The 14,578-nt window shown below is 72.4% G+C and carries 14 protein-coding genes and 1 tRNA gene; 4 read left to right on the top strand and 11 right to left on the bottom strand.

Going from position 1 to position 14,578, the window contains the following annotated elements; translation table 11 throughout:
- Nucleotides 1–271 precede the first annotated feature (271 nt).
- Nucleotides 272–775 (top strand): DUF4174 domain-containing protein, encoded by a 504-nt coding sequence (locus DLJ49_RS01075; protein WP_233488583.1) that lies wholly within the window; start codon nt 272–274, stop codon nt 773–775.
- A gap of 109 nt (nt 776–884) precedes the next feature.
- Here DLJ49_RS01075 and DLJ49_RS01070 read toward each other — a convergent pair whose 3' ends face one another.
- From DLJ49_RS01070 to DLJ49_RS01040, 7 genes are all read right to left on the bottom strand, one after another.
- The gene (locus DLJ49_RS01070) at nt 885–1,499 is read right to left on the bottom strand and encodes a hypothetical protein (RefSeq protein WP_115391655.1); all 615 of its coding nucleotides are present in this window, start codon (nt 1,497–1,499) and stop codon (nt 885–887) included.
- Between the two features lie 4 nt (nt 1,500–1,503).
- Entirely contained in the window at nt 1,504–3,516 is a 2,013-nt protein-coding gene (locus tag DLJ49_RS01065) for an acetyl-CoA carboxylase biotin carboxylase subunit (protein ID WP_233488581.1), read from the bottom strand.
- Nucleotides 3,517–3,674: 158 nt separating this feature from the next.
- The gene (locus DLJ49_RS01060) at nt 3,675–3,896 is read right to left on the bottom strand and encodes a hypothetical protein (RefSeq protein ID WP_115391654.1); all 222 of its coding nucleotides are present in this window, start codon (nt 3,894–3,896) and stop codon (nt 3,675–3,677) included.
- 298 nt (nt 3,897–4,194) lie between these two features.
- Nucleotides 4,195–4,596, bottom strand: coding sequence for a hypothetical protein (locus DLJ49_RS01055; RefSeq protein ID WP_115391653.1), 402 nt, complete (start codon nt 4,594–4,596; stop codon nt 4,195–4,197).
- 40 nt (nt 4,597–4,636) lie between these two features.
- Nucleotides 4,637–5,029 (bottom strand): DUF6497 family protein, encoded by a 393-nt coding sequence (locus DLJ49_RS01050; protein WP_147277251.1) that lies wholly within the window; start codon nt 5,027–5,029, stop codon nt 4,637–4,639.
- Between the two features lie 101 nt (nt 5,030–5,130).
- Nucleotides 5,131–5,508 (bottom strand): hypothetical protein, encoded by a 378-nt coding sequence (locus DLJ49_RS01045; RefSeq protein WP_115391651.1) that lies wholly within the window; start codon nt 5,506–5,508, stop codon nt 5,131–5,133.
- Nucleotides 5,509–5,616: 108 nt separating this feature from the next.
- A complete protein-coding gene (locus tag DLJ49_RS01040; protein ID WP_115391650.1) occupies nt 5,617–7,149 on the bottom strand; it encodes an acyl-CoA carboxylase subunit beta in 1,533 nt (510 codons plus the stop codon).
- 217 nt (nt 7,150–7,366) lie between these two features.
- Here DLJ49_RS01040 and DLJ49_RS01035 point away from each other — a divergent pair, with 217 nt between their 5' ends.
- Together DLJ49_RS01035 and DLJ49_RS01030 are read left to right on the top strand one after the other, a co-directional pair.
- Nucleotides 7,367–8,593 (top strand): multidrug effflux MFS transporter, encoded by a 1,227-nt coding sequence (locus DLJ49_RS01035; RefSeq protein ID WP_115391649.1) that lies wholly within the window; start codon nt 7,367–7,369, stop codon nt 8,591–8,593.
- Between the two features lie 302 nt (nt 8,594–8,895).
- A complete protein-coding gene (locus DLJ49_RS01030; RefSeq protein ID WP_115391648.1) occupies nt 8,896–10,281 on the top strand; it encodes a helix-turn-helix domain-containing protein in 1,386 nt (461 codons plus the stop codon).
- Between the two features lie 85 nt (nt 10,282–10,366).
- Here the strand turns inward: DLJ49_RS01030 and recN are convergent, their stop codons facing one another.
- The 3 genes from recN to DLJ49_RS01015 all read right to left on the bottom strand — a co-directional run bounded on the left by recN (nt 10,367) and on the right by DLJ49_RS01015 (nt 13,545).
- The gene (recN, locus tag DLJ49_RS01025) at nt 10,367–12,016 is read right to left on the bottom strand and encodes a DNA repair protein RecN (protein ID WP_115391647.1); all 1,650 of its coding nucleotides are present in this window, start codon (nt 12,014–12,016) and stop codon (nt 10,367–10,369) included.
- Nucleotides 12,017–12,200: 184 nt separating this feature from the next.
- On the bottom strand, nt 12,201–13,076 hold the full coding sequence (locus tag DLJ49_RS01020; protein WP_255566483.1) for an outer membrane protein assembly factor BamD: 876 nt from the start codon (nt 13,074–13,076) through the stop codon (nt 12,201–12,203).
- A gap of 238 nt (nt 13,077–13,314) precedes the next feature.
- Nucleotides 13,315–13,545: a DUF6324 family protein gene (locus DLJ49_RS01015; RefSeq protein ID WP_115391645.1), complete on the bottom strand. Its 231-nt coding sequence runs from the start codon at nt 13,543–13,545 to the stop codon at nt 13,315–13,317.
- Nucleotides 13,546–14,218: 673 nt separating this feature from the next.
- On the opposite strand from DLJ49_RS01015, the gene DLJ49_RS01010 reads away from it, so the two are divergent.
- Nucleotides 14,219–14,295 (top strand) — tRNA-His (locus DLJ49_RS01010).
- An 80-nt stretch (nt 14,296–14,375) separates the two neighbouring features.
- Here DLJ49_RS01010 and DLJ49_RS22705 read toward each other — a convergent pair.
- Entirely contained in the window at nt 14,376–14,501 is a 126-nt protein-coding gene (locus DLJ49_RS22705) for a hypothetical protein (RefSeq protein WP_255566482.1), read from the bottom strand.
- Nucleotides 14,502–14,578 lie beyond the last annotated feature (77 nt).

The raw sequence follows: 14,578 nt of genomic DNA, 5'->3' as shown, positions 1-14,578 counted from the left end.
CGTGCGGGCTGGGCCGGGCTCGGCCGCATCATGCGCGCGATCCCGGGGGGCGAGCCACGCGCCAGCCTGTCGCGGGGCGGGCCGGCACGCGGTGAGGGTGGAACGGGAGGGCGTCAGGAGGCGGGCCGGCCCGCGGCCGGGCGGTGAGGCGCTTGTGGCGCGGGCACGTCGCTGCGGCGCCTGCGCCGTGCGGTCACGGCGACGGCATCGGCGCGATTTGGATTTAGCAATGCCGGCTTGAACGCCTATATCCCGCGTGACAGGAGAGATCATGAGCTTGCGCAACTTCGCCATTCCCCTCGCCATGCTGGCCGTCATGCTGCCGATGGCGGGCCTGGCCCAGTCCGCCGCTCTCGGCGACGGAGCGGCACCCGGTACGGAGGCCGAGCCGACCGCCGCAGAGCGCACGCTCGAGATATACGATGCCACCAGCGTCTCGCTCGACGACTTCAAGTGGACGAACCGGCCCATCGTCGTGTTCGCGGACTCGGCCGCCGACCCCCGCTTTGCCGAGCAGATGCAGCTGCTCACATCGCGCCCGTTCGACCTGATCGAACGCGACGTGGTGGTGATCACCGACACCGATCCCGATGCGCGCTCGGATGTCCGCCAGAAGCTGCGCCCCCGGGGCTTCCAGGTGACCCTGATCGGCAAGGACGGCGAGGTCGAGCTGCGCAAACCCTCGCCCTGGTCGGCGCGCGAGCTCTCGCGCTCGATCGACAAGATGCCCCTGCGCCAGCAGGAGATCCGCGAGCGGAAGGCCGGCGCGGGCTGAGCGTCGCGCGGCACGCCCCGCGCGCCTACCCTTGGGGCAGAAGGAGCGTTCCCGATGGCCGACACGACCAAGCCGACCCAGCCGCTCAACCCGTATACGCCGATCCCGGTCACGGGGCGGACCGGGCCGCGCCCGGGCTACTGAGGCGCCGCGCCTCGGCCTCGGCGGCGGTCTTGCCGTCGCTCGCATAGCTTTCGATCACCGCCAGGCGGACCTCGCCGTAATCGCGCGCGAGCCCCCTCATCCTTATGTAATCCTCGTAGAGCGCGATGCGCCGCTCCTGGCCCAGCGCGGCGACGCCCTCGGCGCGCATGTCGTCGGCCAGCGCCTCGATGGCGTGCAGGTGGGTGTAGTGGGTCACCACCGGGTCGATCGTCACGCGGGGCAGGATGTGGATCTCGGGGATCAGGGCGACGAACCCGCGGTCGGCCCGCTCGCGCGGCACCAGCGGCACGGGTCCGGGATCGGCCCGCATCCGGTCGACCATCTCGTCGCCGTAGCGCCCCAGGTCCTCGTGGCTGACGAGCTGCAAGGGATAGGCGCGGATTTGAGCGAAGAGCGCGCGGTGGGCGTCGCGCAGCCGCTCGGCCCGGAGTGCCCGGCGCTCGCGCCGGTTCTGCCAGCCGTTGACAAGCCAGCCCATCGCGAGGAAGGCGCCCGCCACGACCGCCTGCCAGAAGCGGGCGTCGATCCCCGGGAGCGTGTCGCCCGGCGCCCCCGCCACGGCGTCACTCGAACTCCATGATCACCTCGTCGACGGCGAGGCTGTCGCCGGGCGCAGCGTTGATCTTGGCCACCACGCCCTTGCGCTCGGCGCGCAGGATGTTCTCCATCTTCATGGCCTCGACGGTGCAGAGCGGCTGGCCCTCCTGCACCTCGTCGCCCGCGGCCACGTCCAGCTTCACCAGCAGGCCCGGCATCGGGCAGAGGAGCAGCTTCGACGTGTCGGCGGCCTCCTTCACCGGCATGTGCCGGGCGAGCTCGGCCTGCTTCGGAGTCCAGACGTTCACGCGCAGGTCGGCGCCTCGCGTGCGGATGCGGAAGCCGCTGACGATGGGCTGCACCTTGAGGGCCAGCGTCTCGTCGTCGATCTGCAGCACCGCGAGCGGCGTGCCCGGTGTCCAGTCCGAGGCGACGCGATGCGTCGCGCCGTCGATCTCGACCGTCGCGCCCTCGCGGTCGGCATGGATGCGCGTCTCGAACAGGGTGTCGCCGACGGCCACCACCCAGTCGGTGCCGACGGTCCGCTCGTGGTTGCCCAGCCGCCCCGAGATGCGAGCGCGCCGGATCTCGTCGACGCGGAACATGGCGGCGGCCGCGGCGGCCACGTGGCGCAGTTGCTCGGCGTCGATCTCTGCCCCGGCGAAGCCGTCGGGATATTCCTCGGCGATGAAGGCGGTGGTGATGTCGCCCTTCACGAAGCGCGGATGGTCCATCACAGCCGACAGGAACGGCAGGTTGTGGCCGATCCCCTCCACCTCGAACCGGTCGAGCGCCTGCCGCATCCCCTCGATCGCCTCGACCCGCGTCGGCGCCCACGTGCACAGCTTGGCGATCATCGGGTCGTAGAACATGCTGATCTCGCCGCCCTCGTAGACGCCGGTATCGTTGCGCACGATGGCGGTATCGGTGACGTGCTCCTCGGGCGGGCGGTAGCGCGTCAGCCGCCCCGTCGAGGGCAGGAAGTTGCGGTAGGGGTCTTCGGCGTAGAGGCGGCTCTCTATGGCCCAGCCGTCGAGCCGCACGTCGTCCTGCGTGATCGCCAGCGGCTCGCCCGCGGCGACGCGGATCATCTGCTCGACGAGATCGACGCCGGTGATCAGCTCGGTCACCGGGTGCTCGACCTGCAGGCGCGTGTTCATCTCGAGGAAATAGAAGTTCTTCTGCCCGTCGACGATGAACTCCACCGTCCCGGCCGAGGTATAGCCCACCGCCTGTGCCAGCGCGCAGGCCTGTTCGCCCATGCGCTTGCGCGTCTCGGCGTCGAGGAAGGGCGAGGGCGCCTCCTCGATGACCTTCTGGTTGCGCCGCTGGATCGAGCACTCGCGCTCGCCGAGATAGATGCACTGGCCGTGCTCGTCGGCCAGAACCTGGATCTCGATGTGGCGCGGCTGGGTGACGAACTTCTCGATGAAGATCCGGTCGTCGCCAAAGCTCGACGCCGCCTCGTTCTTCGAGCTCTGGAAGCCCTCGCGCGCCTCGGCCTCGTTCCAGGCGATGCGCATGCCCTTGCCGCCGCCGCCGGCGGAGGCCTTGATCATCACCGGATAGCCGATCTCTCCGGCGATGCGCGCCGCCTCGTCGGCATCCTCGATCAGGCCCATGTAGCCGGGCACGGTGCTGACGCCGGCCTCGGCCGCGATCTTCTTCGAGGTGATCTTGTCGCCCATCGCCTCGATCGCGCCCTTGGGCGGGCCGATGAAGGCGACGCCGGCGGCGTCGAGCGCCTCCGCGAAGCGCGGATTCTCCGACAGGAAGCCGTAACCCGGGTGCACCGCCTGCGCCCCCGTCTGGCGGATCGCCTCGAGGATGCGATCGATCACGAGGTACGACTGCGCGGCCGCCGGCGGGCCGATATGCACCGCCTCGTCGGCCATCTCGACATGCAGTGCATGGCGGTCCGCGTCGGAATGGACGGCGACCGTCCCGATGCCCATGCGGCGGGCCGTCCTGATCACGCGGCAGGCGATCTCGCCCCGGTTGGCGATGAGGATCTTGTCGAAAAGCGGGGCGTCGGTCACGTCACGTCGTCCTTCCTGGGGTGGGGGCACTCGGGCGCTGCGGCGTGCCGCGCCCGGCCCCGGTCAAAACGAAAAGAGCGCCATCCGGGCCGGCGGGCCCGGATGGCGCTCTGGAGTGGGTCAGACCCGCGCACAGGCGCGGGCGAGGAGCACCGGCCTCAGCAGGCGCCCACGTCGTCGCACACGACGCCGGCCGTGCCGCCGACAACGGCGCCCGCCACCGGGTCCGCCCCGGCAAGCTCGGCAACGCCGGCACCGCCCGCGGCGCCGAGCGCCCCGCGCTCGAGATCCGTGCCCTCGCAGCCGGCAAGCGCGACCATCGCCAGGACTCCGGCCAGGCCGGCGGCGATGCGGGTACGGGGGAGGGTCGGTCGTGCCATCTCGCGTCTCCTTCTGGTGTCACCACGAGAACGGGACGGACCGCACGCTGTTCCGCCGGCGCGGCGTGCGCCGGGCGCGCGATGTGGCAACCGGTGCCAGGCAAGGGGAAAAGGCGGGTGGCCGGGGGATCAGGGGGAACGGCCACCCGCCAGGGGAAGGGGTACGGTCTTTCGAGGCGAGGCCTACCCGAGCCCCGCAACCTGACCGTGCCACAACGGCGTCGGCGCACAAGCGGCAAATCACGCACAACCGCGAGGCGAGCGCAATCCCGCCCAGGCACGGGGGACATCGGCACGATCATGCCCATTCCCCCCCCTCGCCGGCGTCGTCGTCCTCCCCGGCGTCGTCCGCGTCCGCGAAGAGAGCGGGAAAGCCGCGGCGCGCGGCCGCCATGTCGACCCTGAGACGCGCATCGTAATCCTCGGGGTCGAAGGCATCGGGCTCGGCCGGCACCACCTCGCGGCCCAGCAGCCACGACAGCCGGCCCGCGTCGAGATTTCCGCGGGGGAATGCATCCTCTCCGAAATGCTCGATAAGCGCGGCAAGAAACCCTTCGTCCGCCGCCCGGTCGCCCGGCCGCCGGTCGGCGTGACGCTTGCGCGCCACGAGCCGGGTCGCGCCCGCCTTCGACGCGCGCCGGATGGTGAACTGGTGATCCGTTCCAGGCAGGCGCGAGGGGAAGCCGCGATGCTTCAGCACGGCCCCCTCCCCTCCGGCGCGGCTTGGGCGACAGCCCGGGTCACGGCCATGTGCACCCCTCCGGCCCGGGAATGTAGGCCTCGATAAAGAGCGTCGCCCCGGGGTCGGTCGCGCCCCGCGGCACGGGCCGGTCCATCAGCGTCACCACGATCTGGTCGGGCGCCGGCCCCGTTGCCTCTGCCTGCGCCGCGGCAACCAGGCCCGGACCCGCGCACAGCGCGTCGAGATCGGCAATGACATCGTCGAAGCCGAGATCGCCGGTCTCCCGCGCGATGCGCGGCGCGAGGTAGCGCAGCACCAGCCAGACCTGCCCGTCTCCCTGCCGCTCGAGCGCCATGTCGAGCGGCACGACCTGCTGCCCCGACGGCAGGGCCGGCGGAACGGCCGGCATCTCCTGCGCCCCGGCCGCCGCGGCGCCGGATGCCAGGGCCACGGCGAGGCTCGCGCCAAGACGGGCAGGCGCGCGCCGGAGCCTCCCCTCTCCTGCGCGCGCCATCCGGGCCCTCGGGCCCGGCGCGATCGGGGCGGGGCGACTCATCGCGCCCCTCTTCCCGCTCGCGGATCCATCGCGGCGCCGGCCAGCCAGCGGCGCCGACGCACGGGGTCGCCAAGCACCTCCGCGAGCACCGCCTCGAGGCGCACGCGGTCGTGCGCCGCGGCCACCCGCCCACCCGCACGCACGGTGAGGCCCCCGGGCTGCGCCACCGCGCGCACCGCCGGCGCGAAGCCCCGCTGCCGCCGCAGCGCGCGCCACACGTCCTGCCGCACCTGGTGGGCGACCCGAAGCGGCCGCAGACCGGCCGCAGGCACGGGCAGCCGCGTCTCGGCCGCCACGTCCCAGCGGACCGGCACCGCCCGGCTCAGGGTCACGCCGCCCGGCTCAGCCACGATATGCCAGCCCCTGTGCGCCACGCCCGGACCGTCTCCCTCCCCGCTCGCTTCTTCTTGCTCCAAGTATCCCGGGGGGAGTCGGCCGGCACGGCCGACGGGGGGCTGGCCCCCCTTCCCCGGCCCGCCGTTTCAGAGCGGGATGTTGTCGTGTTTCTTCCACGGCATCGACCGGCGCTTCGTCCGCAGCGCGGCGAAGGCGCGGGCCACCCGCCGCCGGGTCGAGCGCGGCTGGATCACCTCGTCGATGAAGCCGCGCTCGGCCGCGACGAAGGGGTTGGCGAAGCGGTCGTCGTATTCCTGCGTATGCGCCTCGATCTTCTCCGGATCGCCCAGATCGCCCCGGTGCAGGATCTCCACCGCTCCCTTCGCGCCCATCACCGCGATCTCCGAGGTGGGCCACGCATAGTTGACGTCGGCGCGCAGGTGCTTGGCCGCCATCACCACGTAGGCCCCGCCATAGGCCTTGCGCGTGATCACCGTCACCTTGGGCACCGTCGCCTCGCCATAGGCGAACAGCAGCTTCGCGCCGTGCTTGATGACGCCGCCGTATTCCTGCCCGGTCCCCGGCAGGAAGCCGGGCACGTCGACGAATGTCAGCAGCGGGATCTCGAAGCAGTCGCAGAAGCGCACGAAGCGCGCCGCCTTGCGCGAGCTGTCGATGTCGAGCACGCCCGCCAGCACCATCGGCTGGTTGGCCACCACCCCCACCGTCTGCCCCTCGAGCCGGATGAAGCCGGTGACGATGTTGCGCGCGAAATCCTCCTGGATCTCGAAGAAATCGCCCTCGTCGGCGACCTTCAGGATCAGCTCCTTCATGTCGTAGGGCAGGTTGGGGTTGTCGGGCACCAGCGTGTCGAGCGAGGGCTCCACCCGCTCGGGGTCGTCGAAGAACGGCCGGACGGGCGGCTTCTCGCGGTTGTTGAGCGGCAGGAAGTCGACCAGCCGGCGCACCTCGGCGATGGCCTCGAGATCGTTCTCGAAGGCGGCATCGGCGACCGACGACTTCCGCGTGTGGGTGCTCGCGCCGCCGAGTTCCTCGGCGGTGACGTGCTCGTTGGTCACCGTCTTCACCACGTCGGGGCCGGTGACGAACATGTACGACGAGTCCTTCACCATGAAGATGAAGTCGGTCATGGCCGGCGAATAGACGGCCCCGCCCGCGCAGGGCCCCATGATCATGCTGATCTGCGGGATCACGCCCGAGCCCTCGATGTTGCGCTGGAAGACCTCGCCGTAGGCGGCGAGGCTGTCGACGCCCTCCTGGATGCGGGCGCCGCCCGAGTCGTTCATGCCGATCACCGGGGCGCCGTTCTGCATCGCCATGTCCATGACCTTGCAGATCTTGGCGGCATGCGTCTCGCTGACCGAGCCGCCGAGCACCGTGAAATCCTGGGAAAAGACATAGACCATCCGGCCGTTGATCGTGCCCCAGCCCGTCACCACGCCGTCGCCCGGATAGGTGTGGGCCTGCATGCCGAATTCGTGGCAGCGGTGGCGGACGAACATGTCGTATTCCTCGAACGACCCCTCGTCGAGCAGCAGCTCGATGCGCTCGCGGGCGGTCAGCTTGCCCTTGCCGTGCTGACCGTCGACGCGGCGCGCGCCCCCGCCGGCGCGCGCCTGCGCCCGGCGCTCCTCGAGCTCGACGAGTATGTCCTTCATCGCGGCCGCCTCCCTCGCTTGGCTCCCCGGCGCGGTCTGCCTGCGCCCCGGGTATCGTCGCGTCCTAGCGCGGCCTCGCGCGGGCGGGAAGGCATTTTCGGTAAATTTGCAAAGTGATGCGCCGGCCGAGCGCGCAAACTGCAAATACTGCAAGCCCACGCAAGGGCCGGCGGCCTGCCACGTGGACTTGGGCCGACTGCCCGTCTAAGTCGCGGGCATGACCACCGCGCCCGCGGTCCGGTTCCTCGACCGGGCCTCTCCGCCCCACATCCTGACGCTCGTCCTGATGGCCGGCATCGCCGCGACCAGCATGAGCATCTTCCTGCCCTCGCTGCCCGCTATGGCGGCGTATTTCGGGGCCGACTACGCCGTGATCCAGCTCTCCGTCTCGCTCTACCTGGCGGTGACGGGCCTGCTGCAACTGGTGATCGGCCCGCTGTCCGACCGCTACGGGCGGCGGCCGGTCACGCTGACGGCGATGGCGATCTTTCTCGTGGCGACGGTGGGCTGCCTGCTCGCTCCCACGGTGGAGATCTTCCTCGCGTTCCGCATGCTGCAGGGCGCGGTCGTGGTGGGGATCGTGCTGAGCCGGGCGATCGTGCGCGACATGGTGCCCGAGGCGCAGGCAGCCTCGATGATCGGCTACGTGACGATGGGCATGGCGCTGGTGCCTATGGTGGTGCCCATGGTGGGCGGCGCGCTCGACGAGCTGTTCGGCTGGCATGCCGTCTTCGTGTTCCTGCTGCTCTTCGGGGCCGCCGTCACCGCGCTCCTCTGGGCCGACCAGGGCGAGACGGCGACCGCGACGGGCCGCCCGATGCGCCAGCAAGTGCGGGAATACCCCGAACTGCTGGCCTCGCCGCGCTTCTGGGGATACGCGATGGCGGCGGCCTTCGCCTCGGGTGCCTTCTTCGCCTTCCTCGGGGGAGCACCCTACGCGGCCTCGGAAATCTACGGCATGAGCCCGTTCTGGACGGGCGTCGCCTTCGGCGCCCCCGCGATCGGCTACTTCGTCGGCAACTTCCTTTCGGGGCGGTTCTCGGCACGAGTCGGGATCAACCGCATGATGCTGTGGGGCTCGGTGACGGTCACCTGCGGCATGACCCTGTCGGTGCTGCTCGCGCTGTCGGGGCTCTCGCACCCGGCGGTGTTCTTCACCGCGATGACGACCGTGGGCGCGGGCAACGGCATGATGATCCCGAACGCGACGTCGGGGATGCTGTCGGTCCGCCCCCATCTCGCCGGCACCGCGAGCGGCCTCGGAGGCGCGATCATGATCGGCGGCGGCGCCGCGATGTCGGTGCTGGCGGGCGTGGTGCTGGAAGGGGCGGCGACCAGCCTTCCGCTGCAGGCGCTGATGCTGGGAACATCGGCCGCCGCGCTGTCGAGCACCCTCTACGTCATCGCCCGCACGCGGCGGCTCGCGCAGGTCGGAGGCGGCTGAGGGGGGCCAGCCCCCCCGTCGGCCGTGCCGGCCGACTCCCCCCGGGATACTTGGAGCAAGAAGAAGACGGGGCGGCGGCGCCAGGCCGGGCCCGGTTCGAGGGCGGGGCAATCGGGCGGGCGGGCGGTCGAGCGGGCGGGCGGGGGGCAGGCGCGCGCAGGCGAGGGCCGACGGGGCGGGCGGGCCGATGTTCCGCGGGCCTGCCCCGCGGGACGAGGTCCGCTCCCGCCCCGCTCCTTGCGGCGGGGCTTTGCAAAGGCCATTGTCAGCCTTGCGAAACTGCGAAGGGGGGCGCCGGGCGCATGGGCATCCGCAAGATCTATGCAGGCGCCAAGCTGCGCGAGATCCGCACGCGGCTCGGGCTGACGCAGAAGGCCTTCGCCGCCAAGCTCGGCGTCTCGCTACCCTATCTCAACCAGATGGAGAACAACGCCCGCCCGGTCTCGACGACCGTGGTCCTCGCGCTGGCGTCGGAATTCGGGCAGGACGTGACCGAGCTCTCCTCGGGCGACAGCGAGCGCCTCGTCTCCGACATGCGCGAGGCGCTGGCCGACGACGTCTTCACCGATCGGCCCGCGCTCGCCGACCTGCGGCTCGCGGCCTCGAACGCGCCCGCCCTCGCCCGGGCCTTCCTGCAGCTCCACCGCGCCTACCGCCAGACGCACGAGCGCCTCGCCTCCCTCGACGAGGCGCTGGGGCGCGACACGGGCGGCCCGGTGCTCTCGGCGTGGGACGAGGTGCGCGACTTCTTCCACTACACCGACAACCACATCGACGCGATCGACCGTGCCGCCGAGCGTTTCGCCGGCGAGCGCCCGCTGGCTGCCGCGCGCGCGATGCTTGCCGAGCGGGGCGTCACGGTGGTCGTGGCCGAGGACGGCGAGATGCGCCGCTTCGACCCGACGCGCGGGCTGCTCACGCTCTCGGCCCGCAGCCCGCGTGCCACCCGCAACTTCCAGCTTCTCCACCAGGTCGCGCTCCTGACGCAGGACGAGCTGCTGGAAGCGACGCTCGACCTCGCCCGTTTCAAGACGAAGGAAGCGCGCGCCATCGCCAAGATCGGGCTGGCCAACTACTTCGCCGGCGCCGCGCTGATGCCCTACGGCACCTTCCTTGCCGCCGCCCGCGAGCTGCGGCACGACCTCGAGCGGCTGGCGCAACGCTTCGACGCCTCGATCGAGCAGGTGGCCCACCGGCTCGTTACCCTGCAGCGGCAGGGCGCGCGGGGGGTGCCGTTCTTCTTCGCCCGCGTCGACCAGGCCGGCACGATCACCAAGCGCCACTCGGCCGCCAAGCTGCAATTCGCCCGGTTCGGCGGCGCCTGCCCCCTGTGGAACATCCACCGCGCCTTCGAGACGCCGGGGCGCTTCCTGCGGCAGCTCGCCGAGACGCCCGACGGCGCGCGCTACATCCTGCTCGCCCGCGACGTGAGCAAGCCCGGCGGGGCGTGGGGCCGGCCCGACCGGCGCTTCGCCTTCGCGCTCGGCTGCGAGGTGGCCCATGCCGGGGCGCTGGTCTATGCTGACGATCTGCCGGTGGGAGAGCCTGCCGCCTTCGAGCCGATCGGCGTCTCGTGCCGCATCTGCGAGCGGCGTGACTGTCACCAGCGCGCGGTGCCGCCGCTGGAGCGCCGCCTGGAGGTCGACGCCCACGGCCGCGGCGCCCTGCCCTACCGCATCGACGCCTGAGCGGCCCGGCGCCGCCCGGCTCATGCCCTCTGTCCATCCCCGCGTTGCGCGCCTCCCGGCCCCGGCGGGACGCGCCACCGCGCGCTCAGCCGTCGAGCAGGGCGCGCGCGGCGGCGCGGGCCTCGTCGGTCACCGTGTCGCCCGCCAGCATGCGCGCCAGCTCGTCGACGCGGGCCGCCGTGTCGAGGGCCGCGACGGTCGAAAGGGTCTGCTGCCCTGTCACCCGCTTCTCGACACGCCAGTGGTGACCGCCCCGCGCCGCGACCTGGGGCGAATGCGTCACAACCAGCACCTGCCCGCCCTCGGCGAGCCGGGCCAGCCGCTTGCCCACGGCGGCCGCCGTCGCCCCGCCCACGCCCCGATCGATCTCGTCGAAGATCAGCGTGCGCGCCGCGTCGTCGCCCCGGAGGCAGACCTTGAGCGCGAGCAGGAAGCGCGACAACTCGCCCCCCGAGGCGATCCGCGAGAGCGGCCCCGACGGGGCGCCCGGGTTGGTCGCGACACGGAACTCGACCGCTTCGCGCCCCTCGGGCCCCGCCTCGCACCGGGCGACCGAGGTCGAGAAGACCGCCCGCTCCATCTTCAGGGGGGCGAGCTCATCGGCCATCGCGGCGTCGAGCGCCGCTGCCGCCTCGTGCCGCCGCTGCCCGAGCGCAGCGGCGGCCGTGTCGTAACGGGCCTCGGCCTCGGCCAGCGCCGCCTCGAGCGCACCGAGATCGGCCGAGCCCGCCTCCAGCGCGTCGAGATCACCCCGCAGCCGCACACCCAGCCCCGCCAGCCCGTCCTCGGCGACGTGGTGCTTGCGGGCGAGGTCGCGGTAGGCGTGGAAGCGGTCCTCCACCCGTTCGAGCTCCGCCGGGTCGAAGGCCAGCCGCTCGGCCGCGGCGTCCACCTCGCGCTCGGCCTCCGACAGCGCGTCGACCGCCGCCGCCAGCGCGTCGAGCGCGGGGTCGAGCGCGCCCTCCGCCCGGTCGGCCGCGCCCTCGAGCCCCCGGAGCGCATCGCGCAGAAGCCGCCCCGCCGCCTCCTCGCCGATGGCCGCCTGCGCGGCCGCGACCGTCTCGCCGAGGGAGCGCGCGGCCTTGAGCAAACGCCGCCGCTCCTCCAGACGGGCGATCTCGCCCTCCTCGGGGGCGAGCGCCTCGATCTCCCCGACGGCGTGGCGCAAAAACTCCTCCTCGGCGGCCAGCGCCGCGATCCTTGCCTGCGCGGCTTCGAGCGCGGCAGCCGCCTCGCGCCGGGCGCCCCATGCCGCGCGCACCTCCACCCGCTCCGCCGCCACGCCCGCATAGGCGTCGAGCAGCACCCGGTGGCCGCGCGCGTTCAGCAGGCCGCGGTCGTCGTGCTGGCCGTGCAACTCCACCAGCGCCTCCGACAACGCCCGCAGCACCTCTCCGGTCGCCCGCCGGTCGTTGACCCAAGCCGTCTTGCGCCCTTCGGCCGAGTTCACCCGCCGCAGGATCAGCTCGTCGCGCACGGGCAGGCCCGCCTCTTCCAGCACCCCCCGCGCCGGGTGCCCCGTCCCGAGCTCGAACACCGCCGTCACCTCGCCCTGGTCCGCGCCGGGACGCACCAGCTCGGCCCGGCCCCGCCAGCCCATGACGAAGCCGAGGCAGTCCAGCAGGATCGACTTTCCCGCCCCGGTCTCCCCGGTCAGCACGTTCAGCCCGGGCTGCAGCTCCAGCTCGAGCCGGTCGATCAGCAGAATGTCCCGGATGTCGAGCCCGCGCAGCATCCCCGCCCCTGTTCAGACAGCCCCTTCGGATCCGGCGCACACATAGCGCGCGCCCGCCCGACCCCGCCAGCCCTGCCCCTTCTTCTTGCTCCAAGTATCCCGGGGGAGTCGGCCGGAACGGCCGACGGGGGCTGGCCCCCTCCTCCAGCCGCCACCCGGCGTCGCCCACCCGCAGGCGCTCAGCTCAGAGCCATTCGCCCCGCACGGTCTGGCGATAGATACTGGCGAGCCAACTGTCGCCCTGCGCTTCGGCTTCGAGCCCGCGCTCCACCAGCAGGCGATAGCTGTCGCGGTACCACTCCGTCGCCTCGAAGTTGTAGGCGAGAATCGCGCCGGCGCTCTGCGCCTCGGCCTCGAGCCCGAGCGAGAGATAGGCCTCGACCAGCCGGTGCAGCGCCTCTGCCGTGTGCGTCGTGGTCTGGAAGTCCTCCACCACCACGCGGAAGCGATTGATCGCGGCCGGGAAGTGGTCGCGCCGCAGGTAGTAGCGGCCGATCTCCATCTCCTTGCCGGCGAGATGGTCGAAGGCGAGGTCGAATTTCAGGATCGCCGACTGCGCGTACTCGCTGTCCGGGTAGCGCTCGATCACCGCGCGCAGCGCCTGCAGCGCCTGAAAGGTCAGGCCCTGGTCGCGGCCCACGTCGTCGATCTGGTCGTAGTAGGACAGCGCGAGCAGGTACTGGGCGTAGGCCGCGTCCTCGTCGGCGGGGTAGAAGTCGAGGTAGCGCTGCGCGGCGGTGCGCGCCTCCTCGTAGGCGCGGTCGGCATGGTAGGCGAAGGCCTGCATGATCAGCGCGCGCTGAGCCCATGCGGAGTAGGGATAGAGCCGCTCGACCTCGGCGAAGAGCTCGGCGGCCCGGTCTGGCCGGCCGCGGTCGAGCTGCACCTCGGCCTGCGCGTAGATCTGCTCGGGCGTCTGCGACTCGAGCGGAACCTCCCGGCTCGCGAAGAACCCGCCGCCCCCGCCGCCGAACCCGAGGAACCCGCCCTCGCCCCCGCCCCCGCCGCACGCGGCCAGAAGGGCGGCGAGGCCGAAGGGTGCCAACACTCGAAGCCTCACGCGATCCGCTCCCGTTCCTGCTCCCGTCGCCCGGCGGTCTCGAGCCGCCCGCCCCGGTCGCCTAGCACAGAAAAATCCGGGGTGGAACAAGCCCCGCCGCCGCCGCCCGCCGATGCGGCGCACAGGGCGCAACCGTGCCGCTCCGAAGAAGCGCGACGGGGAAGCCCCGCTGACGGGGCCTGCATGGGGCGCACACGGAAAAGGCGTGCCCGTCCGGCACGGCGGGCGACCGGCCGCCTCAGCCCTTGCCGCGGCCGCGGCCCTTGTCCTTCCCGCCTCCGCCCCCGCCCATGCGGCGGGCGCGGGCCGCGGCGGCGCGCAGTTCCTCGGCGATCTCCTCGGCCTCGTCGGGATCGAAATCGAGCGGCAGATCGATGCCCTCGGCCTCGACGTAGATCCGCACCATGCCGAGGTTTGTCGGCCCGATCTGGAGATTGGCGGAGATGTTGCTCTCGGTGTCGATGCCCATGGACGGCCTCCCGGCTGAGGCGATTGCCCTAGCCCGCCCGGAGGCGCCGCGCAAGCGCGGCCGACGCGCCCGGACTCGCCGCTTGGCCTGCGGCCCTGCGCCGGCCTGCCGCGCGACATGACCGACGATGCCCCTGCCGAGGCACGGCGCGGCCCGCCGGATTGATGCCGCGCCCGCTGCGGCGCGACGAGCGGGCCGACGCGCGCTTCGCCGCCGATGTCGACGCCGCGATTTCCGAGGTCCTCGCCGGCCCGCCCGACGAGCGGGGCCGGATCGCCGAAGCCGGGGCAGCAGTGGGCGGGGCGGCAGCGGGCGGGGCGGCAGCGAGTGGGGCAAGGAACGGCACAGCGCCCGCGGGCTCCATCCCGTGCGTCGGCGCGGCCGCCCCCGAGCCCGGCTGGCGCGCGCTGGCGCCGGGGCGGCCGACGCGCGAAACCTGCCCCGCCCATGCCCGCGCCGCCGGCCGCACCGACCTGCGCGTCGGCACCTGCGACAGCCACAGCGCGGCGGGCGGCTCAACGCGCAGGCCGGCTCCCTGTCCGTCGGCACCCGCCCGTTGCGACGCGGCGGGCGCGACCTGGCCGAGCACGGTCGGCAGAAGCGACATGACCGACGGCCACTGCCCATCGCGGGCCTTGCATCGCTGGGCCGCCGGGGCTAGGAACCCGCCCGGGCCGCCTTAGCTCAGTTGGTTAGAGCGCTAGATTGTGGATCTAGAGGTCCCCCGTTCGAGCCGGGGAGGCGGTACCACAAAATCAAGGACTTGCGTGGCAAAGATGTCGCCGGCAGTCCATTACGGACCGCCGGGGCAGCAAATGGGGTGACGGTGGTCACCCTGTCACCGCGTCGAACATGTCCGGCGTGATCGGCGACGCCGAGTTGCGCAGGACCATCTGCACGCGCGAGGGCGCGCTCGCGCGCGGTGCCGCGACGCGCGCCATCCGGATCATGTCCATGCCGTTGGATGTCGATGGGCTCCGGCTTCCCGGGGGCACGCGCATTCGGCGGCACCGCGCAAACTGTGACCGGGTTC

The organism is Rhodovulum sp. 12E13, assembly GCF_003340565.1.
Classification (GTDB): Bacteria; Pseudomonadota; Alphaproteobacteria; order Rhodobacterales; family Rhodobacteraceae; genus HLUCCA09.
Note: the sequence above shows the minus strand (reverse complement) of the source record. Positions and strands in the feature narration are given on the sequence as shown.

What these genes read in the sequence shown, in the direction of transcription:
- DLJ49_RS01075 (WP_233488583.1), top strand. Translation starts at nt 272, where the DNA reads ATGAGCTTGCGCAACTTCGCCATTCCCCTCGCCATGCTGGCCGTCATG.
- DLJ49_RS01060 (WP_115391654.1), bottom strand. Translation starts at nt 3,896, where the DNA reads ATGGCACGACCGACCCTCCCCCGTACCCGCATCGCCGCCGGCCTGGCC.
- DLJ49_RS01040 (WP_115391650.1), bottom strand. Translation starts at nt 7,149, where the DNA reads ATGAAGGACATACTCGTCGAGCTCGAGGAGCGCCGGGCGCAGGCGCGC.
- DLJ49_RS01035 (WP_115391649.1), top strand. Translation starts at nt 7,367, where the DNA reads ATGACCACCGCGCCCGCGGTCCGGTTCCTCGACCGGGCCTCTCCGCCC.
- DLJ49_RS01030 (WP_115391648.1), top strand. Translation starts at nt 8,896, where the DNA reads ATGGGCATCCGCAAGATCTATGCAGGCGCCAAGCTGCGCGAGATCCGC.
- recN (WP_115391647.1), bottom strand. Translation starts at nt 12,016, where the DNA reads ATGCTGCGCGGGCTCGACATCCGGGACATTCTGCTGATCGACCGGCTC.
- DLJ49_RS01015 (WP_115391645.1), bottom strand. Translation starts at nt 13,545, where the DNA reads ATGGGCATCGACACCGAGAGCAACATCTCCGCCAATCTCCAGATCGGG.
- DLJ49_RS22705 (WP_255566482.1), bottom strand. Translation starts at nt 14,501, where the DNA reads ATGGACATGATCCGGATGGCGCGCGTCGCGGCACCGCGCGCGAGCGCG.